We start from the raw sequence: 25,515 nt of genomic DNA, 5'->3' as shown, positions 1-25,515 counted from the left end.
AAAATCGACCTTCAAATCGACTTTTGAAAACGACGACCTTCAAATCGTACGTTAAACGAAAAGATGGGAGAATTATATGTCAGATAACTCGAAAATTCGTGTTGTTGTAGGAATGAGTGGCGGTGTTGACTCATCAGTAACAGCTCTTTTATTAAAAGAACAAGGTTATGATGTCATTGGCGTCTTCATGAAAAATTGGGATGATACAGATGAATTTGGTGTCTGTACTGCTACTGAGGATTATAAAGATGTGGCGGCAGTTGCTGATCAAATTGGTATTCCGTATTATTCAGTGAACTTTGAAAAAGAATATTGGGACCGAGTCTTTGAATATTTTTTATCGGAATACAAAGCTGGGCGTACGCCAAATCCGGATGTTATGTGCAATAAAGAGATTAAATTTAAAGCCTTTTTGGATTATGCCATGACTCTAGGTGCGGATTATGTTGCTACGGGTCATTACGCTCAAGTGAGACGTGATGAGGATGGCATTGTACACATGCTCAGAGGAGTTGATAATGGAAAAGACCAAACATACTTTTTAAGTCAACTATCTCAAGAACAATTACAAAAAACGATGTTTCCTTTGGGACATTTACAAAAATCTGAGGTTCGTGAAATTGCTGAGCGGGCAGGACTTGCAACAGCTAAAAAGAAGGATTCAACGGGGATTTGTTTTATTGGAGAGAAAAACTTCAAACAGTTTTTAAGCCAGTATTTGCCAGCTCAAAAGGGTAGAATGATGACAGTCGATGGTCGTGATATGGGTGAACATGCAGGACTTATGTATTACACTATTGGACAACGGGGAGGGCTCGGAATCGGTGGTCAACATGGTGGAGATAACCAACCCTGGTTTGTTGTAGGCAAAGATTTATCAAAAAATATTTTATATGTAGGTCAAGGATTTTACCATGAATCTCTAATGTCAACAAGTTTACAGGCTTCTGTTATTCACTTTACAAGAGATATGCCTAGCGAGTTTACCTTAGAATGTACAGCAAAGTTTAGATATCGTCAACCAGATTCTAAAGTTACAGTCTATGTAAAAGGTGAGCACGCGGAAGTCGTATTCGATGAGCCTCAAAGAGCAATCACACCGGGACAAGCAGTTGTCTTTTATGACGCAGAAGAATGTTTAGGTGGAGGTATTATTGACATGGCTTTTAAAGATGGGGGTGCTTGTCAATATATATAAAATCAGATTTGAGGAAAAGGATATTTACATCTTATTTACAATGATGTAAATAAGGTTGACAACTTTCAAAAAAATTCCCATTGACAATAAAATCTAGTTTGATAAAATATTAGTAGCATATTTCGATGATGGTCAAAGCTCATGGGAATTGTAGGTCTTTTGGCGTACAATTTTCGAGGGTTTTGGCTATTTTTGTTTTATATGGCATAGATAAGATTTTCTGGTATTAAGGAAATTTTTTACAAAATCAGCAATTATTAAAATTTAACGTGAGATTGTTTCATGTGAAACTATCTTGTTAATTGCCATTTGTGATTTGGCAAAGTTAATCTGAAAAGGAAAGAGTTAGTTAGAATGGTACATGAGTTTACAGAAGATTATGATGTCGTTGTCATCGGTGCTGGGCATGCTGGGGTTGAGGCTAGTTTAGCCGCTGCACGTATGGGATGTAAGACCCTACTGGCAACAATTAATATAGACATGCTTGCTTTTATGCCTTGTAACCCTTCCATTGGTGGATCTGCAAAAGGGATTGTTGTACGTGAGATTGATGCATTAGGCGGAGAAATGGGGAAAAATATTGATAAAACCTATATTCAAATGAAAATGTTGAATATAGGAAAAGGCCCTGCTGTGAGAGCTTTACGTGCACAGGCTGATAAAAATCTCTATGCACGAGAAATGAAGCATACTGTTGAAAAACAAGAGAATTTGACTCTCCGTCAATCTATAATTGACGATATCTTAGTTGAAGATGGTAAAGTTGTTGGGGTATTAACAGCAACAGGTCAAAAATTTTCTGCAAGAGCTGTAGTTGTTACAACTGGTACGGCTTTGAGGGGTGAAATTATTCTGGGTGAATTAAAATATTCCTCAGGTCCTAACAATAGTTTAGCTTCTGTAACTTTGGCAGATAACTTAAAAAAACTTGGGCTTGAAATTGGTCGCTTTAAAACTGGAACCCCACCTCGCGTAAAAGCTTCTTCAATCAATTATGATGAGACGGAGATACAACCTGGGGATTCTAAACCTAACCATTTTTCATTTTTATCTAAAGACGAGGACTATTTACAAGAACAAATCCCTTGTTGGTTAACTTATACTAATCAAACAAGTCATGATATCATCACTAAAAATCTTTATAGGGCTCCTATGTTTTCTGGAATTGTTAAGGGTGTAGGTCCGCGTTATTGTCCTTCAATTGAAGATAAAATTGTGCGATTTGCTGACAAGGAACGTCATCAGTTATTTTTAGAACCAGAAGGCCGAGATACTGAAGAAGTTTATGTTCAGGGACTTTCAACTAGCTTACCAGAAGATGTTCAAAAAGAACTTCTACATTCCATTAAAGGTTTGGAAAATGCAGAAATGATGCGTACAGGATATGCTATTGAGTATGATATCGTCCTTCCACATCAATTACGCGCAACGCTTGAGACCAAAGTTATTTCTGGGCTTTTTACAGCTGGTCAGACTAACGGGACATCTGGTTATGAAGAAGCTGCGGGACAAGGAATAATTGCTGGAATAAATGCTGCTCTGAAAGTACAAGGTAAACCGGAACTCATTCTCAAAAGAAGTGATGCTTACATCGGAGTTATGATTGATGATTTAGTGACTAAGGGAACACTTGAGCCTTATCGTTTACTAACATCGAGGGCTGAATACCGCTTAATTTTACGTCATGATAATGCTGACATGAGATTAACGGAAATTGGTAGAACAGTTGGGCTTGTAGATGATCAACGATGGGAGACTTTCCAAATCAAGAAAAATCAATTTGATACCGAAATGAGACGCTTAGAAAGTATCAAGTTAAAGCCAATTAAGGAAACCAATGAGCGAGTACAAGCTCTAGGTTTTAAACCACTTACTGATGCAATGACAGCAAAAGAATTTATGAGACGACCTGAAATTGATTATGCAACAGTAGTGACCTTTATTGGACAGGCTGCTGAAACTTTAGATCCAAAAATCATTGAACTATTAGAAACAGAAATCAAATACGAAGGTTATATCAATAAAGCTTTAGATCAAGTAGCAAAAATGAAGCGTATGGAAGAAAAGAAAATTCCAAAAAATATTGATTGGGATGCTATTGATTCCATTGCTACAGAAGCCCGTCAAAAATTCAAAAAAATTAATCCTGAAACGATTGGACAAGCTAGTCGTATTTCAGGTGTAAACCCAGCGGATATCTCCATTCTCATGGTCTATATTGAGGGGAATGGCAAAGCTAGAAGAAAGTTATCTTAAGTCATAAAAATGTAACGATATATCACAAATACAGCTCTGTATTTCAGGGCTGTTTTATGGTATAATTTATGCTTAAGAGGTTATAGGATGAAAAAATTTCGTTTTGAAACCATACATTTAGTTATGATGGGTTTAATATTATTTGGTTTATTGGCCCTGTGTGTCAGAATTATGCAGTCAAAAATGCTTATTATTTTGGCTATTTTTCTGGTGCTTTTATTTGTTGTGGCCTTATTATGGTATCAAAAGAAAATTTATGAACTATCTGATCAAGATCATATTGAGATTTTGAATGAACAGACAGAAGAAAATTTAAAAACCTTGTTGGATAAAATGCCAGTAGGTGTTATTCAGTTTGATCAGGATAATGCAATTGAATGGTATAATCCCTACGCAGAATTAATTTTTACTAACGAAGACGGTTTTTTCCAAGAAGATGTCATCCAGGCTGTTTTGTCTGAGAAACGTAAAGGTGATATTTCACAAACCTTTAAAGTTTCAGGAAATCGATACACATCATACGTTGATGAAAATGCGGGAATCTTTTACTTTTTTGATGCTTTTATTGGTAACCGTCAAACAATTGATTCTAGTATGTTAAGGCCAGTTATTGGTGTCATTTCATTAGATAACTATGATGAGCTTACCGATAACTTAACAGATGCAGATATTTCAAAAATCAATAGCTTTGTCGCAAACTTTATTGCAGAATTTATGGAAACACGCCACATTTTTTACCGACGTGTTAATATGGACCGCTATTATTTCTTTACAGATTATCAAAATTTGAAAGAATTAATGGATGATAAATTTGCTATTTTGGAAGTCTTTCGAAAAGAGGCTCTTGAGAAACAATTAAGGTTAACGTTAAGTATGGGAATTTCATACGGTCAAAAAAATCATAACCAAATTGGTCAAGTAGCTTTAGATAATTTGAATATTGCCTTGGTTCGTGGTGGCGATCAAATTGTTATCCGTGAAAATGAGGATGGAAAAAATCCAATTTATTTCGGAGGAGGGTCAGTTTCTACGGTCAAACGCTCTAGAACCAGAACAAGAGCCATGATGACTGCAATTTCAGATAAAATTAAAACTGTTGATAATATTTTTATTGTAGGTCATAAAAAATTGGATATGGATGCTTTAGGATCCGCTGTAGGGATGCAGTTCTTTGCTAGTAATATCATAGACAACAGTTTTGCAGTTTATGATGCTGACGACATGGGACACGATATAGAACGTGCTATTGAACGCTTGCAGGCCGATGGAAAAACGCGCTTAATAAGTGTCAATCAGGCAATGCGTTTAGTCACTGAAAATTCGTTATTAGTGATGGTTGACCATTCAAAAGTTTCTTTAACCTTGTCACAAAACTTCTACCAAATGTTTGAAGATGTTATCGTTGTTGACCATCATAGGAGAGATGATGATTTTCCAGAAAATGCAAGTCTGACATTTATCGAAAGTGGAGCTAGCAGTGCCTCGGAATTGGTTACTGAGCTTATTCAATTCCAAAATGATAAAAAACGACTTAGTAAAATACAAGCTAGCATTCTGATGGCTGGTATAATGCTTGATACTAAAAACTTTTCAACTCGAGTTACAAGCAGAACATTTGATGTGGCAAGTTATTTACGTAATAGAGGTAGTGATAGTGTTGAGATTCAACAAATTTCTGCCACAGACTTTAATGAATACCGTCAAGTTAATGAAATTATTTTACGAGGTGAGACTATCCTGGATAATATAATGGTTGCTACGGGGATTTACAATAAAGTTTACTCCAATGTTATTGCAAGTAAAGCTGCTGATACGATGTTGTCAATGGCAGGAATCGAAGCAAGTTTTGCGATGGTTAGAACTGAAAAAAATAGAATTGTTATTTCGGCAAGGAGTCGAAGTAAAATTAATGTTCAACGAATTATGGAAAAACTTGGTGGTGGTGGTCACTTCAATTTAGCAGCTTGCCAAATTGAAAATGAAGATTTTGACAGTGTTAGACAGTTATTAATTGAAACAATTGAAAATACAATGAAAGAAACACACGAGGTAGAATAATGAAAGTCATTTTTTTAGAGGATGTAAAAGGTAAAGGGAAAAAAGGAGAAATTAAAGAGGTTCCTACGGGTTATGCTCAAAATTTTCTGATTAAAAAGAACCTTGCCAAAGAGGCAACAAGTCAAACTATTGGTGAATTAAAAGGAAAGCAAAAAGCTGAAGAAAAAGCTCAGGCTGAAATTTTAGCGGAAGCAAAAGAGACAAAAAAAGCTTTGGAAGATGAAAAGACTGTAGTTTCCTTTTCTGAAAAAGTAGGACCTGATGGACGCACCTTTGGTTCCATAACAGCTAAAAAGATATCCGAAGAATTAAAAAAACAATTTGATATCACAGTAGACAAAAGACACATTGAGCTAGATCATCCTATTAGAGCAATTGGACTTATAGAAGTCCCTGTTAAATTACACAAGGAAGTTAAAGCTGAAATAAAATTGAGGGTTGATCAGGCTTAAGAAAGTCTGATGGCATGATGAGGAGGTGTTACCATTGCCCGAAATCCCAGAGTTAAGAGTTCAACCCCAAGATTTATTGGCCGAACAATCTGTATTAGGATCAATTTTCATCTCACCTGATAAATTAATTACTGTTAGAGAATTTATTAGTCCAGATGATTTTTACAAGTACTCTCATAAAATAATATTTCGTGCAATGATTACACTCAGTGATCGAAATGATGCTATTGATGCTACGACTGTTCGAACGATTCTTGACGATCAAGGTGATCTCCAAAATATTGGAGGCTTGTCTTATATTGTTGAGTTAGTCAATAGTGTTCCAACTAGTGCAAATGCCGAATATTATGCAAAAATAGTTGCTGAAAAAGCCATGCTTCGTGATATCATTTCTAGGTTGACAGAAACTGTAAACCTAGCTTATGAGGGATCTTCAGATTCGGAAGAAATTATAGCTGGAGCCGAAAAAGCATTAATAGAAATCAATGAACACAGCAATAGAAGTGGTTTTCGGAAAATATCAGATGTCCTTAAAATTAATTATGAAAACCTAGAAATACGTTCTAAACAAACTACAGATGTAACTGGTTTACCGACTGGTTTTCGCGATTTGGATAAGATTACAACAGGTTTACACCCTGACCAACTTATCATTCTCGCTGCAAGGCCAGCTGTCGGAAAAACAGCATTTGTATTGAATATTGCTCAAAATGTCGGAACTAAACAAAAAAAAGCTGTGGCTATTTTCTCGCTTGAGATGGGAGCTGAAAGTCTAGTGGACCGTATGCTAGCAGCAGAAGGTATGGTCGATTCCCATAGTTTAAGAACTGGGCAATTAACAGATCAAGATTGGAACAATGTTACAATTGCACAAGGTGCTTTGGCAGAAGCACCAATTTATATCGATGATACACCTGGTATTAAGATAACCGAAATCAGAGCACGTGCAAGAAAACTATCACAAGAAGTAGACGGTGGCTTGGGACTTATTGTCATTGACTATTTGCAGCTTATTACTGGAACCAAGCCTGAAAATAGGCAACAAGAAGTTTCTGATATCTCTCGTCAATTAAAAATTTTAGCAAAAGAACTGAAAGTTCCTGTCATAGCACTTAGCCAGCTTTCCCGTGGTGTTGAGCAACGGCAAGATAAACGTCCAGTTTTATCAGATATCCGTGAGTCAGGATCAATTGAACAAGATGCGGACATTGTTGCATTTTTATATAGGGATGATTACTATCGTAAAGAGGGTGAAAATCCTGAAGATGTCATTGAGGATAATACTATTGAAGTTATACTTGAGAAAAATAGATCTGGAGCTCGTGGTACAGTGAAATTAATGTTCCAGAAAGAATATAATAAGTTTTCAAGCATAGCACAATTTGAAGAGAGATAGAGGAGATAAAAATGAGTGATGCATTTGCAGATGTTGCCAAAATGAAGAAAATCAAAGAAGATATTAAGGCCCACGAAGGTCAATTAGTTGAACTTACTTTGGAAAATGGTCGTAAAAGAGAAAAGAACAAAATTGGCCGATTAATTGAAGTTTATAGCTCATTATTCATTATTGAATACAATGATAATGTAGATCAACCAGGTGGTTACAATAATACTTATGTCGAGTCATACACCTATTCTGATATCTTAACTGAAAAAACATTAATTAGATATCTAGATTAAATAAAGAGCTCACTGTGTTCATTACTCGTTGAGCTAAGAAATCAAATGGCAGCCTTCTGGGCTGTCTTTTGCTAATTAATCAAATATAAGTGTTAAAAAGACAATCTTTGATAGAGAAGAAAAATTAAGATAATGATTTACAGAAGTTTCTAAAGATGTTATAATATACTTTGTGCGAAATAACAGCAGAAAAATATGAAGCTCGTCAACAGGTGGTTATCTAATCAAGTAACCTTTGCTGTTTAGGCGAAAACCCCCTGCACGAATCAGGATTTTTCAAATCGTTATTTCCTCAAAATAATTAGAGGAGGACATTTATTATGTCACGTTATACTGGTCCATCATGGAAACAATCACGCCGTTTAGGTTTATCGCTTACAGGCACAGGTAAAGAATTGGCACGTCGTAACTACGTACCAGGTCAACACGGTCCTAACAACCGTAGCAAACTTTCTGAATATGGTTTACAACTTGCTGAAAAACAAAAATTACGTTTTTCTTATGGTTTAGGTGAAAAACAATTCCGTAACTTGTTCGTTCAAGCTACAAAAATCAAAGAAGGCACTCTTGGTTTCAATTTTATGATCCTTTTAGAACGTCGTCTTGATAATGTTGTTTACCGTTTAGGTCTTGCAACAACTCGTCGTCAAGCTCGTCAATTTGTAAACCATGGTCACATCTTAGTTGACGGAAAACGTGTTGATATTCCTTCATATCGCGTTGAGCCAGGCCAAGTTATCTCAGTTCGCGAAAAATCAATGAAAGTTCCTGCAATCCTTGAAGCTGTTGAAGCAACTCTTGGACGTCCAGCATTCGTATCATTTGATGCTGAAAAACTTGAAGGTTCATTAACTCGCTTACCAGAACGCGATGAAATCAACCCAGAAATCAACGAAGCACTTGTCGTTGAGTTCTACAACAAAATGCTTTAATTCTTACATTAAACACTTTAAAAGCCTATTTAATAGGCTTTTTTGATTGTATTCTTTTTGTATGTCTTTTGTTAGACTAAGGGTATGAATGATTTGGAGGTGTGATATGCAAGAGAATTCTAAGTGGCTACTTTGAAAACGATTCTGAGACTAGTGAGTCAGCATATTTCAGTGAGAATCAACTCCCTCAACTTGCAACAGAACAAATACAGCAGAACAAATTAACATGTGTTTTGCTGCATATGGTGATCCAAATTGGAAAACCCAGTTTGATTAAGAAGAATGATTGAGATAAATCAAAAAGGCGGTGCTATATGCACTGCCTTTTTGAAATGTCTTCAAGCTATTTTATTTATTTCGATCGATTCAACATTTTTAAAACAAAATCTGTCATTTCTTTTGGGGACTCTTTTTTACCACGGGCTATCCAAGATTGACAGGTACCAAAGAATGCAAATGCAAGATAAACACTTTGATAATTAAGTTCGGTTTGTGACATGCCTTCCAGAGCAACTTTATCGGTCAATTCGGATGAGATGAGAATTCTAACCTTATTGATGATAAAATTTTGTAGTTCTTTTGTACCATTGGATGATATGAGAGATGATAGCAGTTTTTCACGTGATAGGAAGGTAAAAACTTCTAAAAATGTCTGTTGACCGTCTTTGTAATCTTTATCAAAGATATACTCCAACTTATGGAAAAGCATTTGTTGATAAGAATCAATCATTTCATATTTGTCTCGATAATGAGTATAGAAGCTCGATCGACTGATGCCTGCTGTTTCTGCTAATTCTTTTGTTGTAATATCATCAAAACTTTCTGTTTCTAGTAGATGAACCATGGCATTTAAAATGGCTTTTTTTGTATTTTCTTTTCGACAATCTTTCATATTTTCTCCAATTGTACACAATTAGACAATGTGTCTAAAAATGATGATCTTATTCTTGAGTTTTACTGAGTAATGAGTATAATATATTCTATCATATTTTTTATAAAGAATGTCCATTTAAGGGGAAATAAATGCTAGAGGAATTAAAATCATTGATAAGGAATCCTAAACTAATCATCACAATGATTGGTGTTGCCTTGGTTCCTGCCTTATATAATTTATCATTTCTAGGTTCAATGTGGGATCCATATGGTCAAGTAAAAGATTTACCAGTTGCGGTTGTCAACCATGATGAGACAGCATATGTGAATCAAGATGCACTTCATATTGGTCAAGATATGGTAGACAACATGTCCAAAAATAAAGAATTGGACTACCACTTTGTCTCAGCGAAAAAAGCGGAAAAAGGTCTAGAGAATGGTGACTACTATATGGTCATTACCTTACCTAAAAACCTTTCAAAAAAAGCAACAACCATTTTAGAAGAGAGACCTGAAAAAATGGTTATCAACTATGAAACAAGTAAAGGTCATGGCATGGTAGCTTCAAAAATGAGCGAATCAGCAATGACTAAATTAAAGAGTTCTGTTTCAAAAAATATCAGTCAAACTTATACGACGTCTGTTTTTAATAGTATGAGACATTTGCAGGATGGTCTTAATCAAGCTTCAAGTGGAAGTGCTCAGTTAGCTCAAGGAGCAAAAAGTGCTCAATCAGGAAGTCAGGAACTTTCGTCTAATCTGTTAACCTTAAGTAATGGAAGTCAGTTACTTAATCAAGGTGCCAGCCAGCTGAATTCGGGTTTACAAGCCTATACTGGAGGAGTTGGTCAATTAAATAGTGGTATTTTGAGCTTTTCAGGGCAGCTACCAACCTATTTAGATGCAGTTACTCAGTTGTCAACTGGAGCAAATCAATTAACTTCTGGACTTAGCCAACTGTCTTCATCAACAAGTTTGTCTACAAGTGATAGCCAAAATATTGAGGCTTTAGAAACAGGCTTACCACAATTAAATACAGCCATCCAATCTTTAAATACTGCTGTCAGTCAATTAGGTTCGTCATCGTCAACCAGTACTAGTTTTGCTGCTATCAAAACGGATTTACAAAGCATTGCCGCATCTGCTCAAAGTATAATAACTGCTGAAACAAGTGCTTCTAATAGCCAACTTGCTACATTACAAGCTACTGCGACATACAAAAGCTTGACACCGGAACAGCAAGCTGAGCTTACTAATGCTCTTTCAAATACGTCGTCACCTGCTAGTATCAGTGCACAGTCCATTTTAACAACTGTCGGCTCTTTACAAACAACCTTGTCAACCTTGTCGACACAATCAAATGGTGATCAACTAAGTCAATTACAATCAAGTGTTAGTGAAATTGCAAGGCAGTCTAATCAAGCTTTACCAGGTGCAAGTGTAGCATTGACACAATTAGCAAGCGGCTTGTCAACAGTTCATTCAGCTGTCAATGACCAACTCTTGCCAGGTAGTCGTAAAATGAGCAATGGATTAGCAACACTTTCTGGTAATAATCAGGCTATCTCTGATGGCTTATCTAAAATTTCGACTGGTTCTTCAAAACTCAACGCCAATTCTACTGCTTTGGTTGAAGGAAGTCAACAATTATCAGATAAAACTGGTGAATTATCAAGTGGTGCTGGAAAATTATCAAGCGGTAGCAATCAGTTGACAAGTGGATTGACGGATATGTCAACAGGGTTGTCAACTTTACAAGTTTCGTTAGCGCAAGCCTCTAAGAAACTTGATTTGGTGAGTGTCAAAGAAGACAATGCTAAAGCCTTAGTTTCACCTCTGGCATTATCCGAAAAAGATAATGATAGTGTCAAAACAAATGGTATCGCAATGGCACCATATATGATTGCTGTTTCTTTAATGGTAGTTGCCTTGTCAACAAATGTTATTTTTGCAAATTCACTTTCTGGTAAAACAGTTACTAATAGATGGGAATGGGCAAAACAGAAACTTGTTATCAATGGGTTTATTTCTACTTTAGGGTCACTTATTTTATATGGCGCGATTCAATTATTAGGTTTTGAAGCCAATTTCGAATTGAAAACCTTGACCTTCATTATATTAAGTGGTTGGGCCTTGATGGCACTTGTTACTGCCCTTGTAGGTTGGGACGATCGCTATGGAGCATTTGCCTCACTCTTGGTGCTTCTGCTACAAGTTGGGTCATCTGGAGGTTCTTATCCAATTGAATTATCCGGAAAATTCTTCCAAACCCTCCATCCATACCTACCTATGTCTTATGTTGTTTCTGGGTTACGTGAAACCATTTCATTAGGTGGCAATTTTGGATATGAAGTAAAGATTTTGTTAGGATTTTTAGTAGGGTTTGGTATTCTAGGATTACTAATTTACAGACCTAATAAACAAGGATAAGGTAGAACATGTCTCTTATTTTAATAATTGTAGCAACTTTAGCTGCTTTGGAGCAGTTATACATCATGTATTTGGAAACATTTAAGACATCATCTGTTAGCACTCAAAAGGCATTCCATCTAAGTGAAGAATCATTAAGAGATAAAACGATTGCTAATCTCTTTAAAAACCAAGGAGTATACAATGGTTTGATTGCCATCTTTCTTTTATATGGTCTCTTTATTTCTCAAAATAGTGAGATTGTAGCATTATTTTTAATCTATATCATTGTTGTTGCTGGTTATGGAGCTATGACTGTTGACAAAAAGATTTTTTTGAAACAAGGCGGATTAGCTATTTTAGCGCTTAGTAGTATGTTCTTCTAAGAGAGAGACAAAAAAGAGACTTAGGTCTCTTTTTTGTTTATTCTATTGTAATATCACCAAGTTTACTAGTGAGTTCTAATTGATTCTGAGAATCGGTTTTTAAGTTTGAAGTGATATCGGAGTCTCCTATCTCCTTATTTGTTTTAATCGCTAAGTTATGATCTTTTAACTGAATGTCAGCGTCACCCATGCTTAAGCTCAATCTGTTTTTGTTTACAAATGCTACATCTGAGGCGGTAAAATCACCAGCACTCAAGTTTACTTGTGAATCTGAAATTTTTGAGGATCCAACTTCAACATTTCCAGCGTTCACTTTTAATTTACTCTTACTAATATGACTATCAATAAAGTTCATATCACCAGCCTGAAGGATTAGGTGACTATCCATTAGTTCAGAAGAACTGACTGAAAGATTTCCTGCTGATAATTGAAAATCAGCCGTTTGGATATGGCTCTTTTCTATCTGTAATTCACCAACTTTTAATTTACCGTTAAGACTTTGAATCTTGCTTCCTTTAGGGAGAGTAATTTGAATTGAATATCCTGAATCTAGGCCAAAATTGCCGATTTTATCAATGTTTATAAGATTACGCAAGGTTAGAAACCTAATCGTTGTTTTGTTTTGAAGGAGTTTGGATGTTTCTGTGATTGAAAGTGTTTTATCCTTCTGATTGATTTTAATCGGATAGCTTTTATCAACAAAATATGAAATAGTGCCTTTATCTTGATTACCTGTTTTAATTGTAATATCTGAAACATTACAATTGAGGGAGATATTTTCGAAACTTTTTAGCTCTTGAGTTTTATAGGTATGATGCTTTGGTTCTTCTTTTGAATGTGACAATGCTGACCAGCCACCTCTGATAAAGCCAAAACCTGCTAAGGCAGCACCTGAAATCAATAAGCAAAGTGATGTTATAAGAATCGTTTTTTTCCACGTTTTCATGCTGTCTGACCTCTCTTTAACAATTTTTGAATAAAGACTGCTCCACCACGGATAAGGGCAGCGCAAGATTCAACACCCAGAAAGATAGCCAATAGTGAGCCACCAATCATGATGAGACCCATACCAAAGCTAAGTATCGTTGAATTGATAGAGGTTGCTAGATATGTAAAGCTGTCGAAAAGGACATAGCAACCATTGACCAAGAATGAAACCCCTAAGAGGATTAATGAAAATAGGATGGCAGCAATGGCAATTATTAGTGCTAGAATAAGTGCTATTATGGAAAATAAAATTGGTAAGGCGACGGGTGCTGCCAAGATTGACAGGATTGTCAACCAGATGATTTTAGCATAGTGTTTCGCCTTTTTATCTTCAATCTCAATGTTATCTTCAAGTAATCTTCCTAATATTTCACTTGCTGCTTCTTTTGGACTGCCAAGATCTGCAATGACTTGATTTTCATGTTCAGGTCCGGCTTCATCAAAGTATTCGGTAAAGTAATCCATTGCTTCTTTAAAATCGTCCTGTGGTAGTTTTCGGAGCTGATTCTGAAGCTCTGCTAAGTACTCAGTTCTTGTCATGTCGTAGACTCCCTTCAATGATTGCGTCTAAATTTTCTTTGTAGCTTTGCCATTCTCCAGCAAGAAAAGCAAGATGTGAGTGTCCCTCTTGTGTTAATTGATAGTACTTACGTTGTCTTCCTTGATGTTCTTGGCTATATGTTTTTAGGTAACCCGACTTTTCTAATTTTTTGAGGATTGGATAAAGTGTTGATTCTTTAATATTAGCTACTAGTTTAATGGTTTGGCTGATATCGTACCCATAAGAATCCTGGTCTTTTAAAATAGACAAGATGAGAAATTCAATCAAGGTAGCTGATACGGGAAAATACATATCGTTACCTCCTTAATATATATAAATTTTATATATAAATATTTTACACATTAAGTATATGATGAAAGAAATAATAAGTCAAGAGATTATATGTAAAAATATTATATATTTAAAAATAGCTACAAAATTGCAATTTCTTGACCGGAGACAGTATTTCTTGTAATCTTGGATAAAGATGATTGGGAAAGGTTTTACAATGGAAAAAAGAATCAAGGAACTGATGGCTAATTATAGGTCAAAACCTTTGGGACAACAAAAAGAATATGCAGTCTTTTTACCTTTAGTGTGGCAAAATAAAGAATGGCATATTTTATTTGAAGTAAGAGGACAGAATATTTCACAACCAGGAGAAGTTTCTTTTCCGGGTGGCCGTTTAGAGCCAGGGGAGACTTTTGCAGAGGCAGCAGTACGTGAATGCACTGAAGAGTTAAGGGTCTCTCCAGAACAAATTGACATTTGGGGTGAAATTGACTATATCGTTCAAGCAAAGCGTACCATTCATTGTTTTGTGGGACAACTGCATTGTGATAACTGGCAAGTATTGCAATACAATGAGGAAGTGGATCATCTTTTTACAGTTCCTTTGATAGAAATTCTTAATAAGGAACCTATTTATTATGAATTGCCACATGGTATTAAAGAAGGATCTAATTTTCCTTTTGAACGCATTCGTAACGGTGAAAAATATGCCTTTCATCATCAATCGTCTAAGATTCCTTTTTATGAAGGGTTTGAAGAGACCATTTGGGGACTAACAGCTCAATTCACTGATTGTTTTAGCCGTATTTTAAAAAATGAGTCAAACTAATTGCCTCATTTTTATTTTTTTCTTTGACAATTCTTTTCTAAGATAATATGCTAAACATATAAAAAAATTTTGATGTGTCACAGGTGATATGATGTCTAATATAGAAAAACATGCTTTTTTATTCAAAGCTTTGAGTGATGTTAATCGGTTAGCAGTTCTCAGGGAATTACAAAATGGTAGTCTTTGTGCTTGTGCTTTGGGAGAGAAGTTAGACTTGGCTCAGCCAGCACTCTCCTACCATATGAAAATACTTTGTCAGACTGGCTTAGTAAATAGTCAACAAAAAGGGAAATGGAAACACTATAGCCTTAATCCTGATTTCGAAAAAGAGATTTACAGAGGTTTATTGTCTTATTTATAGGTCTGGTCAGTTTCCAAGTTAGGGAGATAGTGGGGTTGTTATGAAAGAGATTGGCTTATTTATACAAAATCAACTTTTAGGGATGCAATGGCTAAATCAATTGATTGGTGCTGCTCTCAAGGCTGTTGGATTTGATACCTCTAGTCGCCTTGTTGCCAGTTTGCAATTTTTTATCTATGATGTGATTAAAATTGGAATTCTTCTTTGTAGTTTGATTTTTTTGGTTTCCTATATCCAATCCTTTTTTCCACCGGAAAAAAGTAAAAAAATTCTAGGGCGTTTTAATGGTGTTTGGGCGCGTGTCATGTCTGCTTTGTTGGGGACAGTGACACCGTTTTGCTCATGTTCTTCTATCCCCTTATTTATGGGCTTTACAAGTGCTGGTTTACCCTTAGGAGTTACCTTTGCCTTTCTGATTTCTTCCCCCATGGTTGATTTAGGCAGTTTGGTGTTACTGACAAGTATCTTTGGCCTCAAAATCGCTTTATTTTATGTTATTTTTGGCTTGTTCTTAGCTGTTATCGGTGGTACGATTATTGAGAAAATGCATTTAGAGGATTCTGTTGCAGATTTTATTCGCCAGGCTAAAGCTGTTCAATTAGATGGACAAGAGTTAAGTAGTAGAGAAAGACTTGTTTTTGCAAAAGATCAAGTGGTCGATACTTTTAAAAAAGTATTCCCTTATATTCTAGTCGGCGTTGCCATTGGCGCATTAATTCACAACTGGCTCCCCCAGCTTTGGATTGAAAAAGTTCTTGGCAGTCAAAATCCATTTGGAGTGGTACTAGCAACCGTGATTGGTGTGCCGATTTATGCTGATATTTTCGGTACTATTCCTGTTGCAGAGGCTTTGCTATCAAAAGGGGCCCAACTAGGAACGGTTTTATCTTTTATGATGTCTGTTACAACGCTTAGTCTACCCTCAATGATAATGTTGAAAAAGGCACTTAAACCAAAATTGCTGAGTGTTTTTATTGTGATTTGTAGCTTCGGTATTATTTTAATTGGTTATCTATTTAATATGTTACAAACTATCTTATTTTAAGGAGAAAGATTATGGCTTTATTTGGAAAAAAAGAAGAAGAGAAAACTTGTGGCTGTCAGTGTCAAGGCAATTGTCATAAAGACAAGGCGGATCAGCACCTTGATGATGCAGAACATACCTTTAAAATTTTAGGATCCGGCTGTAAAAAATGTAACACGCTTGAAGAAAACGTGATTCGGGCCTGTGAGAGTATGGGAAAAAGGGTCAATATCGAGCATGTTACTGATTTTAGTCAAATTGCTGCATATGGCGTTATGAGTACACCGGGTTTGGTCTTAGATGAAGATGTTGTCTCAACGGGGAAAGTTTTATCTGAAGAGGACATTAAAGCGATAATAATTGAAAATTGTTAAGAAAAGTAAGACTTCCACTTAAGGAAGTCTTTTTGATTCATTTTGTAGTAAAAATATATTCCCTTTCCTCAAAAGTGATGATGAAACTTACTTTGTCAGAAAGTATAATAAAATCATAAAATAAAACAAGTCAAAAAGGAGATGACAAAATGACTAACATTAAGACAATTGGTGTTGTTGGTGCTGGAGCAATGGGTGGAGGAATTGCTAACTTATTTGCTCAAAATGGTTACCAAGTCGTTTTACGTGATGTAGAGCAACGTTTTATTGATGCTGGTATGGCTAGAATTACCAAATTCATGGAAGGTAGTGTTAAACGAGGAAAGTTAACTCAAGAACAAATGGATGAAACTTTGGCTCGTATTACAACAACAACTGATCTTAAAGATTTTAAAGATGTTGACTTTGTTGTAGAAGCTGTCATCGAAAAAATGGAAATCAAACAGTCTGTTTTTAAAGAATTAGAAGGCATTGTACGTGATGATGTTATTTTATCCACAAATACTTCATCTCTATCCATTACTGAGATTGCTAATGTATTAGAAAATCCAGCTCGTTTTGCAGGAATGCATTTCTTTAATCCAGCTCAAGTCATGAAATTATGTGAAATTATCTATGGTTTTGAAACAAGTGATGAAACAATTTCAATCGTTAAAGAATTAGCTGAAAGTATCCGTAAAGAAGTCGTTATTGTTAAGAAAGACGTTCCAGGATTTATTGTAAACCGTATTATGATTCCTCAATTTATCGAGGCTATCAAAGTTTTGGAAGAAGGAATTGCTTCGAAAGAAGATATTGATAAAGCTATGCGTTACGGATTGAATCACCCAATGGGAGCATTCGAATTGCAAGATTACGCAGGTGTTGATATTGGTTACCATGTAATGAACTATTTTGCTAAAGAATTTGGTGATAATCGTTGGACACCACCAACATTATTGAAAAATATGATTCGTGCGGGTCGTAACGGTAAGAAATCTGGTAAAGGTTTCTACGATTACGATAAAAAATAATGACAAAAATTAACTAATAAAATTTATGGAGGCCAACGTAATGGTTAAAGAATCAAGAGCTGATAAGTTATTTGCAAGCGGTGAAATGTTTTATTCAGATTTATATAACTATGCTGATGCATTAACAGATGGTGAAAAAGCAGTATTAAAAGAGTTAGAAGAAGTTTTAGAAAAAGACTTAAAACCTTTATTAGCTGAAAATTGGCATAATGCTACTTTCCCATTAGAAGCTTTCCAAAAAGTCATTGACTTACGTTTAATGGATGATCCTCGATTATTAGAAGGACGTGAAAATGGACGTATCTCAGAATTATTCCGTGGATTCCGTGCTTATACATTAGCTAAAACTGACCCAGTATTAGGAACATTCTATACAGCAAATGGTGGACTTTTCCATGAATGTGTTCGCGTGGGTGGAAGCGAAGAGCAAGTCGCTCAATTAATGCCAGGTGTTTATTCTTGGGAAGGTTTAGGAGTATTAGCAATGACTGAACCTGATCATGGTTCTGATATTGCAGGCGGTATGGCTGCTACTGCTAAACGTGAAGGCGACCATTGGATATTAAATGGTCACAAAAAATGGATCGGTGCTGGTGCAATTGCTAAATGGCATGCATTCTTTGCCCGTGATGTTGATGACAATCAAGTTAAATTATTCTATGTAGAACGCGAAACTGAAGGGGTAGAAACTTTTGTAACTCCTCAAAAAGCATTCTTCCGTATGATGCCAAATGCTGAAATCATCTACCGTGATGTTAAAGTTCCTGAATCACAACGTGCACAAAATGTTAACTCTTGGAAAGATTGTGCTAACATTTTACGTAATACACGTTCAGACGTTGCGTGGTTATTAGCAGGTGCTACTGCAGGTGCATTTGAAGCAGCATTAAAATATACTCGTGAACGTGAACAATTCGGTAAACCGATTGCTAACTTCCAATTAATTCAAGAAAAATTAGCGCGTATGGCAATGAACGCTCAAGCTACTTTAGCTATTGCAGTACGTCTTGCTGAACAACAAGAACAGGGAATTTACCGTGAAGAAGCTTCATCTATGGCTAAACTCCATAACGGATTTAGAGCACGTGAAACAGCAGCTTTAGCACGTGAAGTTGGTGGCGGAAATGGAATTTTATTGAAATATGATATTCCAAGATTCTTTGCTGATATCGAGGGAATGTACACTTACGAAGGAACTCACGAAGTGAATTCATTAATCATTGGTCGTCATTACACAGGAATTTCAGCCTTTATTTAAAAAGAAAGCAGTCAGATTGTGTCGGGTTTGAAAAGCTCGACCAATCTTGTCATGTGAAGATTAAGAGAAGAGGAAAGATATGTTAACTACAAAACAAGAAGAAATCGTTATCGTTGGTGCCGCAAGAACTCCTGTTGGAGCATATCTTGGTGATTTGAAAACAGTTCCGGTTGAAGTATTAGGTGAAGTTGCTTTAAAAGAAGCTGTTAACCGTGCTAACTTATCAGTTGAGGATATTGATGAGGTTATCGTTGGACATGTTACTGGATCACAAACAACAAACAACTTGGGTAATATTATTGCCATTAATAGTGGATTGAAAGATACATCGACAGGGATGACTGTTAACCGCATTTGTGGTTCAGGTATTCAATCAGCAGTATCAGCATCATTAGAACTTCTTCACTCTAACAAGAAGATTATTGCTGCGGGTGGTGCAGAATCATTATCACGCGCTCCTTATCAATTGCCTGATAGCGCTCGTTACCAAGCTTTTCGTATGGGAGATGTCCAAATGATTGATGCCAACTTAGAAGGGCACCGTTCAGCATCAGGACGTAATTCAGGAATTGCTCATATGGGAAATACAGCAGAAAATGTTGTTCGTAAATACAATATTTCTCGTGAAAAACAAGATCAATTTGCTTTTGAATCACAACAAAAAGCAGCTGAAGCTATATCAAATGGTCGTTTCGCTCAAGAAATTGTTCCAGTTGAAGTTCCAGGACGTAAAGGGCAAGTAACTATTGTTGAAAAAGATGGACATCCTCGTCCTGATACGACAATGGAAAGTCTTGCTAAACTTCGTCCAGCCTTTGAAAAAGATGGCACTGTAACAGCAGGAAATGCCTCAGGCCTAAATGATGGTGCTGCATTTGAAATTTTCACAACAGAATCATTAGCTAAAGAAAAAGGCCTTGAAATAATGGCCAAAGTAGTGGATTATCAAATTTCTGGCTGTGCTCCTGAAACCATGGGACTTGGACCAGTATATGCAATCAACGACTTATTAGAACGTCAAGGGCTTGACTTAGTAAAAGATATTGATGTTCTTGAAATTAATGAAGCCTTTGCTGGTCAAACAATAGGATGTTTAATGGAACTTGGTATTGATATGGATACTGACTTCTACAAACATAAATTTAATCCACATGGTGGCGCAGTTGCTCTAGGACACCCACTTGGTATGTCTGGTGCACGTATTATTACGTCACTATTATACGAATTCAAGAATAACCCTGATAAACGCTATGCCATTGCCTCAGCATGTATCGGTGGTGGACAAGGAATTGCTTTACTTCTAGAAAATGGCTATTACACTGGTAAATAAGATTTAGACAAGGGAGAGGTTTTATGACACAAGAATTTACAGTTGCCGTCATTGGCGCAGGAACAATGGGCTCAGGAATTGCCCAAAAAATCGCTCAAGAAGGTATTAAATGTTATTTAGTTGATGTTTCTCAAGAAGCTGTTGATCGTGGTATGGGGATCATCAAAAAAATGTTGGATCAAGGGAAAGAACGTAAGGTTTTCACGGAAGCTTTTGTTGAAGCGACTTTAGCAAACCTAATTCCAACCACAAACTACGAAGATGTGAAATCAGTTGATTTTGTGATTGAAGCTGTCTTTGAAGATGAAAAAGTTAAAGCAGATGTTTTGAGCAAACTTGATCAGATTTGTGATGAAAAAACAATTTTAAGTTCAAATACTTCAAGTTTCTATATCAAAAATTTGGCAAAAGCTACTAACCGTCCAAATCGTTTTATTGGAATGCACTACTTCTTCCATCCAGCAAAGAATCGTCTTTTAGAAATTATTTCGCATGAAGGAACAAGTCCAGAAACGGTTGCTATTGCTAATAAATTCTCTGATATGCATGGTAAAACAGCTATTACTGTAAAAGATGCTCCAGGTTTTGCCGTTAACCGTTTCTTTGTTCCTTGGTTAACTGAGGCTGTTAAACTTTTTGAAGAAGGTCTTGCTAATAAAGCAACAATCGATGCAGCAGCGCGTGCAGCTTTTAAAATTGGGATGGGACCATTTGCATTGATGAATGCTACAGGTATTCCAGTAGCTTACCATTCAGCAAATACCCTTGGTCGTGAAATCAGTGACTCATACTACCCATCACCACTCTTAAAAGAGCAAACAGAGTCACGCCAACTCTGGGATTTAGAAGATGGCCCAGTTGATGAAAGCAAATTCCAAGCTATTCAAGACCATTTACTAGCCACTGTTATTAGTGTTGCAGGTAAATTAGTAGATGAAGGTGTTGCCTCTATTGAAGATGTCAATCGTGGAGCTGTTGTTGGTCTTCGTTGGAAAGTTGGACCATTCCAATTAGCTAACCAAATTGGAATTCAAAAAGCTTACCAAATGGTAGAAGAATTAGCTAAAAAACGCCCTGGTTTTGAAATTAGTCAAACCTTGAAAAAACAAGCTGAATCAGGTAAAGCGTTTGACTTTAGTTTTGTTGATTATTCCGTTGTTAATGGTATTGCAAAAATTCGTATTAATCGTCCAGAAGCAATGAATGCTTTGAATCCAACAGTTGTTGGTCAAATTGAAGAAGCATTTAATAAAGCTGAAGCAGACGATGCTGTTCGCGCTATTGTTTTCTCAGGAGCTGGTAAAGCCTTTGTCGCTGGAGCAGACTTGAAATTCTTCGTTGATGCTATTAAGACAAATTCACTTGATAAAAACTATGCTTTCACTTCAGGTGGACATAAATTACTTCGTCGCATTGAATTAAGCAAGAAATATACGATTGCTTTACTTGATGGCTTATCATTAGGTGGTGGTTCTGAATTAGCACTTGCTTGTCAAGCAATCATCGCTACTGAAAAAGGCTCTATGGGATTCCCAGAAAGTGGGCTTGGTATTTACCCAGGTTTAGGTGGAATGCTTCGTACAAACCATCAAATCGGTAAAGAATTGACTAAATATTATGTTCTAACTGGACGAGGAATTTCCGCTAAGGATGCTGCTGAATTAGGGATTGTTACCAAATTAGTGGATTCTGGTAACATTAATGAGGGTATTGAAGAATTAGTTTCAGAAGGACGTCCGGATAAATATCGTGATCGTTCTTTCCCAGAAAAATATAATGAAATCCGCACAGCTTTTTCTGACGCCAACTTTGAAAATACGCTAAAAGGGATAGCTGCAGATGGTGTAAGCTCAGAATTTGCTGAAAAAATGGCGAAAACAATTTCTTACAAAGGTCCTGGTATTGTGAAATTAATTCCTGAAATGATTGACCAACAAGCAGAATTGTCAATAGATGAAGGTATCGCCTATGAATTATCTCTCTTAAATGAGACATTTGCAAAAGAAGAAGCTCTGATTGGACTAGAAGCTTCATTAGCTGGTAAACGTCCTGATTATAGCAGTTTGAAATAAGAAGCAAGAATGCTTCCTTTTCCCAAAAAAATGTAAAGGAGCAAAGATGTGACAAATGATTGGTTTTCTGAACGTGCACGTTTGAGTGGCTCAAAAGTCGCTATTATTGAAGCTGAGAAAGGCCATACTTGGACTTTTGAACAAATGAATCAACGTGCTATAAATCTTGCTTCTTATTTACTGTCACGTGGAGTTCTACCAGGTGATCGTATAGCCTTGTTTTCTTCCAATGATATTGCTCATTTTGATCTCTTGTTTGCTTGTACCAAAATAGGAGCAATCTTTGTTCCGTTGAATTGGCGATTAAGGGATACTGAAATTCATCAAATTATCAAAGACTCTGATCCTAAGTTAATCTTTTATTCAAGAATTCATAAGACACGTCTAAACTTGATAGAAGAGAACTTATTAGATATTGATATTGATTCAGAAGTCTACAATGAGCTCGTTGATCCTAATCAGACAAAAACCATCCCACTGAAGGAATTTAAACGTGAAGACACTGCTGTACTAATCTATACAAGTGGTACAACGGGATTACCTAAAGGAGCAATGATTAGCCACAAGGCTATCATTATGAATGCTTTAAATAGTATTCCAAGTTGGAATATCTCTTCAAAAGATCGCGGTATGACAACGACTCCTATGTTTCATACAGCAGGCCTGTTTTGTTTCACTGTTCCAATCTTAATGGCTGGGGGACAAATTATTATACAACGTTTCTTTTATACTGATGAAACGATTGAAATTATTAGAGATTTTAAACCAACAAAAGCCTTTTTTGTACCAACAATGTGTTATATGTTAGCTGACTCGCCCCTTTTCCAAAGAGAAAATTTTAACTCTCTTGAATTTATTATCTCAGGAGGAGCTCCGCTATCTGAAAAAGTCTATCGTTTGTTTGCAGATCAAGGGTTGCCATTAGTCAATTCTTATGGGTTAACAGAAATTGGACCAAATAATTTTGCCATTGATCCTGTAAAACAAAGAAGGAAACCAACAACTGTTGGTAAACCAATTCTTTTTAACAATGTAAGACTTGTTGATTCTCTTGGGCAAGATGTTCCTGATGGAGAAGTTGGTGAATTAATTATTAGTAATGAGTCGCGTTTCTCAGGTTATTGGAATAAACCAGAAGAAACTGCTAAAACCCTTAAAGATGGATATGTTTATACAGGTGATTTAGCTAAAAAGGATGAGGATGGTGATTACTTTATTGTTGGACGCAGTAAGGAGATGATCATTACTGGTGGAGAAAACGTTTATCCCTCTGAAGTGGAAAATATCCTGAATAAACATCCCGAAATAATGGATTCTGTCGTATTTGGAATACCTGTTGCTCAGTGGGGTGAGAGTGTTGTTGCTGCTATTATCTTAAAAGATGATCGATTGACTTCTTTAGATAATATCAAAACATTTGTCCAGGATTATCTTGCTGGTTACAAAACACCAAAACGATACTACATATTAAAGGAATTTCCAAAAACTCCAATTGGAAAAATTGACAAGAAAGCCTTACTTGAAATGGCTAAAGATGAAGAAGCTAAGCACGCTAGTCGTGAAAAAGTACAACAAATTATCATGTAATAGAAAAATTTGTAAGAGGAAACGATATGGAAAAATTGATTAGTTACAGAGAAGCAGCTAATCTTGTTAAAGATGGAGCCTTGCTTGCGACTCTAACTTTTGGTTTGGGTGGTTTACCTGAGCAGTTGCTTATTGGTGTTGAAGAGCGTTATGCTGAGGAACAACATCCTAAAGATATTACATTTATGTGGTCTTGTGGCATTGGTAACAACCAGTATGGACGTGGAGCAGACCATATGACAGCACCGGGTATGGTAAAACGTATTATTGCTGGACATGTAGGCTCTTCGCCAGGTATGGTTGAAAAAATTGTTAACAACGAATACGAAGTTTACTTATGGCCTCAAGGTGTTATCACACAACTTTATCGAGCTATTGCAGGTCGTAAACCATATCTTTCCAAAGTTGGCTTAAAAACCTTTGTTGACCCTCGTCTTGAAGGCTCAAAATCAACAACTATTACTAAAGAAGAATTAATCAAATTGGTCGAATTTAATGGTGAAGAATGGTTACATTATCCTAACCTAAAAATTGATGTTGCCTTTATCCGTGGAACATATTCTGATGAAAATGGAAATATTTCACTAAAAGATGAAACGTGTAAATTAGAACAATTGGAATTGGCAATGGCTACTAAAAATTCTGGTGGAATTGTTGTCTGCCAAGTTAAAAAAGTGGTTCAAAATGGTCAAATTCATCCGAAAGATGTTCAAATTCCATTTGGTTTAGTAGACTATGTGGTTATTGGTGAAGATGAGTACCATAAGCAAACCATGGGAACAATCTATGACCCAGCTCTATGTGGTGACGTTAAAGTACCAGTTAACCAAGATAAAGTTGTTCCTGCACCATTAACAACACGTAAAATTACTGCACGTCGTGCAGCCATGGAATTACGTCCTGGGGATACCATTAATTTAGGTTTTGGTTCACCAGATATGGTGGCCCAAGTGGCTGCCGAAGAGGGTGTTAGTGACCGTTATCATGCCACTCTTGAAATGGGTCTTTGGGGAGGAATCCCTGCAGTTGGTTTAGACTTCGGTTCGGCATTGAACCATGAAGCTTCTATTCCAATGACAAATCAGTTTGATTACTATGATGGTAATGGATTGGACTTAACAGTCCTAGGGATTGGTGAAATTGACCAATATGGAAATAACAATGTGACTAAGTTTGGACCTAAAGTACCGGGACCAGGTGGTTTCATTAATATTTCACAAAACACCAAGAGGATTGTCTTTATTGGTACCTTTACAGTAGGTGGTAAAGTACACTGTGAAAATGGTAAATTAGTTATTGATGATCAAGGTCGTGGACCAAAATTCATCAAAAATGTTGAACAAGTAAGTTTCTCTGGTGAGTATGCAACAGAATCAGGTCAAGAAGTGTTGTATGTCACTGAACGTGCTGTATTTGATCTTCATAAAGGTCAAGTGCGACTTATTGAAATAGCACCAGGTGTTGACTTACAAACTGATATTTTGGATCAAATGGAGTTTGAACCAGCAATTTCGGAAGATTTAAAAGTGATGGATTCAGGAATCTTCAGTGAAAATTGGGGCAAACTAGCTTCAATTATTGACGCTAAAGAAAGTCATTAAACA

General features: G+C 36.3%; 23 protein-coding genes. 19 read left to right on the top strand and 4 right to left on the bottom strand.

The window, feature by feature from the left end; translation table 11 throughout:
* Positions 1–76: 76 nt before the first annotated feature.
* The 7 genes from mnmA (at position 77) to rpsD (ending at position 8,576) form a co-directional block, all read left to right on the top strand.
* Positions 77–1,198 (top strand): tRNA 2-thiouridine(34) synthase MnmA, encoded by a 1,122-nt coding sequence (mnmA, locus tag DQM95_RS09870; RefSeq protein ID WP_037593061.1) that lies wholly within the window; start codon positions 77–79, stop codon positions 1,196–1,198.
* A 354-nt stretch (positions 1,199–1,552) separates the two neighbouring features.
* Positions 1,553–3,454, top strand: a complete 1,902-nt coding sequence (gene mnmG / locus DQM95_RS09865; protein ID WP_037593063.1) for a tRNA uridine-5-carboxymethylaminomethyl(34) synthesis enzyme MnmG — start codon at positions 1,553–1,555, stop codon at positions 3,452–3,454.
* 87 nt (positions 3,455–3,541) lie between these two features.
* Entirely contained in the window at positions 3,542–5,512 is a 1,971-nt protein-coding gene (locus DQM95_RS09860) for a DHH family phosphoesterase (protein ID WP_015912130.1), read from the top strand.
* On the top strand, positions 5,512–5,964 hold the full coding sequence (gene rplI, locus DQM95_RS09855) for a 50S ribosomal protein L9 (RefSeq protein WP_037593065.1): 453 nt from the start codon (positions 5,512–5,514) through the stop codon (positions 5,962–5,964). Before DQM95_RS09860 ends, rplI begins: the two co-directional genes overlap by 1 nt.
* Positions 5,965–5,998: 34 nt before the next feature.
* Positions 5,999–7,360, top strand: a complete 1,362-nt coding sequence (gene dnaB / locus DQM95_RS09850; RefSeq protein ID WP_015912128.1) for a replicative DNA helicase — start codon at positions 5,999–6,001, stop codon at positions 7,358–7,360.
* Between the two features lie 11 nt (positions 7,361–7,371).
* Entirely contained in the window at positions 7,372–7,644 is a 273-nt protein-coding gene (locus DQM95_RS09845) for a Veg family protein (protein WP_015912127.1), read from the top strand.
* A 320-nt stretch (positions 7,645–7,964) separates the two neighbouring features.
* Positions 7,965–8,576, top strand: coding sequence for a 30S ribosomal protein S4 (gene rpsD / locus DQM95_RS09840; RefSeq protein ID WP_015912126.1), 612 nt, complete (start codon positions 7,965–7,967; stop codon positions 8,574–8,576).
* Positions 8,577–8,928: 352 nt separating this feature from the next.
* On the opposite strand, the gene DQM95_RS09830 is transcribed toward rpsD, so the two are convergent.
* A complete protein-coding gene (locus tag DQM95_RS09830; protein ID WP_015912102.1) occupies positions 8,929–9,468 on the bottom strand; it encodes a TetR/AcrR family transcriptional regulator in 540 nt (179 codons plus the stop codon).
* Between the two features lie 131 nt (positions 9,469–9,599).
* On the opposite strand from DQM95_RS09830, the gene DQM95_RS09825 reads away from it, so the two are divergent.
* Positions 9,600–11,879, top strand: a complete 2,280-nt coding sequence (locus tag DQM95_RS09825) for a YhgE/Pip domain-containing protein (protein ID WP_111686021.1) — start codon at positions 9,600–9,602, stop codon at positions 11,877–11,879.
* An 8-nt stretch (positions 11,880–11,887) separates the two neighbouring features.
* Complete coding sequence (locus DQM95_RS09820; RefSeq protein ID WP_037593075.1) at positions 11,888–12,244, top strand: DUF1304 domain-containing protein; 357 nt, start codon at positions 11,888–11,890, stop codon at positions 12,242–12,244.
* Between the two features lie 37 nt (positions 12,245–12,281).
* Here the strand turns inward: DQM95_RS09820 and DQM95_RS09815 are convergent, their stop codons facing one another.
* Genes DQM95_RS09815 through DQM95_RS09805 form a run of 3 tightly spaced genes read right to left on the bottom strand, consistent with a single transcriptional unit; the run spans position 12,282 to position 14,084 of the window.
* Positions 12,282–13,190, bottom strand: a complete 909-nt coding sequence (locus tag DQM95_RS09815; RefSeq protein WP_037593077.1) for a DUF4097 family beta strand repeat-containing protein — start codon at positions 13,188–13,190, stop codon at positions 12,282–12,284.
* Complete coding sequence (locus DQM95_RS09810) at positions 13,187–13,771, bottom strand: DUF1700 domain-containing protein (RefSeq protein ID WP_037593078.1); 585 nt, start codon at positions 13,769–13,771, stop codon at positions 13,187–13,189. The genes DQM95_RS09815 and DQM95_RS09810 overlap by 4 nt, the downstream gene beginning before the upstream one ends.
* Positions 13,758–14,084, bottom strand: coding sequence for a PadR family transcriptional regulator (locus tag DQM95_RS09805; protein WP_015912097.1), 327 nt, complete (start codon positions 14,082–14,084; stop codon positions 13,758–13,760). The genes DQM95_RS09810 and DQM95_RS09805 overlap by 14 nt, the downstream gene beginning before the upstream one ends.
* Before the next feature lie 196 nt (positions 14,085–14,280).
* On the opposite strand from DQM95_RS09805, the gene DQM95_RS09800 reads away from it, so the two are divergent.
* The 10 genes from DQM95_RS09800 to DQM95_RS09755 all read left to right on the top strand — a co-directional run bounded on the left by DQM95_RS09800 (position 14,281) and on the right by DQM95_RS09755 (position 25,512).
* Entirely contained in the window at positions 14,281–14,892 is a 612-nt protein-coding gene (locus tag DQM95_RS09800; RefSeq protein WP_037593166.1) for an NUDIX hydrolase, read from the top strand.
* 91 nt (positions 14,893–14,983) lie between these two features.
* Entirely contained in the window at positions 14,984–15,253 is a 270-nt protein-coding gene (locus DQM95_RS09795) for an ArsR/SmtB family transcription factor (RefSeq protein WP_046388408.1), read from the top strand.
* A 49-nt stretch (positions 15,254–15,302) separates the two neighbouring features.
* Positions 15,303–16,298 (top strand): permease, encoded by a 996-nt coding sequence (locus DQM95_RS09790; protein ID WP_425532782.1) that lies wholly within the window; start codon positions 15,303–15,305, stop codon positions 16,296–16,298.
* 11 nt (positions 16,299–16,309) lie between these two features.
* A complete protein-coding gene (locus DQM95_RS09785) occupies positions 16,310–16,651 on the top strand; it encodes a thioredoxin family protein (RefSeq protein WP_037593082.1) in 342 nt (113 codons plus the stop codon).
* A gap of 149 nt (positions 16,652–16,800) precedes the next feature.
* Positions 16,801–17,664 carry a 3-hydroxyacyl-CoA dehydrogenase family protein gene (locus DQM95_RS09780; RefSeq protein WP_015912093.1) on the top strand — a complete coding sequence of 288 codons (864 nt, stop codon included), beginning with the start codon at positions 16,801–16,803 and terminating at the stop codon, positions 17,662–17,664.
* A gap of 40 nt (positions 17,665–17,704) precedes the next feature.
* Positions 17,705–18,922: an acyl-CoA dehydrogenase family protein gene (locus DQM95_RS09775; protein ID WP_015912092.1), complete on the top strand. Its 1,218-nt coding sequence runs from the start codon at positions 17,705–17,707 to the stop codon at positions 18,920–18,922.
* A gap of 79 nt (positions 18,923–19,001) precedes the next feature.
* On the top strand, positions 19,002–20,252 hold the full coding sequence (locus DQM95_RS09770; protein WP_015912091.1) for a thiolase family protein: 1,251 nt from the start codon (positions 19,002–19,004) through the stop codon (positions 20,250–20,252).
* A 23-nt stretch (positions 20,253–20,275) separates the two neighbouring features.
* The gene (locus DQM95_RS09765) at positions 20,276–22,324 is read left to right on the top strand and encodes a 3-hydroxyacyl-CoA dehydrogenase/enoyl-CoA hydratase family protein (protein ID WP_037593085.1); all 2,049 of its coding nucleotides are present in this window, start codon (positions 20,276–20,278) and stop codon (positions 22,322–22,324) included.
* A 48-nt stretch (positions 22,325–22,372) separates the two neighbouring features.
* A complete protein-coding gene (gene fadD, locus DQM95_RS09760) occupies positions 22,373–23,911 on the top strand; it encodes a long-chain-fatty-acid--CoA ligase FadD (protein ID WP_037593087.1) in 1,539 nt (512 codons plus the stop codon).
* A 26-nt stretch (positions 23,912–23,937) separates the two neighbouring features.
* The gene (locus tag DQM95_RS09755; RefSeq protein WP_015912088.1) at positions 23,938–25,512 is read left to right on the top strand and encodes an acyl CoA:acetate/3-ketoacid CoA transferase; all 1,575 of its coding nucleotides are present in this window, start codon (positions 23,938–23,940) and stop codon (positions 25,510–25,512) included.
* Positions 25,513–25,515 lie beyond the last annotated feature (3 nt).

This window comes from Streptococcus uberis (genome assembly GCF_900475595.1).
Lineage (GTDB): Bacteria > Bacillota > Bacilli > Lactobacillales > Streptococcaceae > Streptococcus > Streptococcus uberis.
Note: the sequence above shows the minus strand (reverse complement) of the source record. Positions and strands in the feature narration are given on the sequence as shown.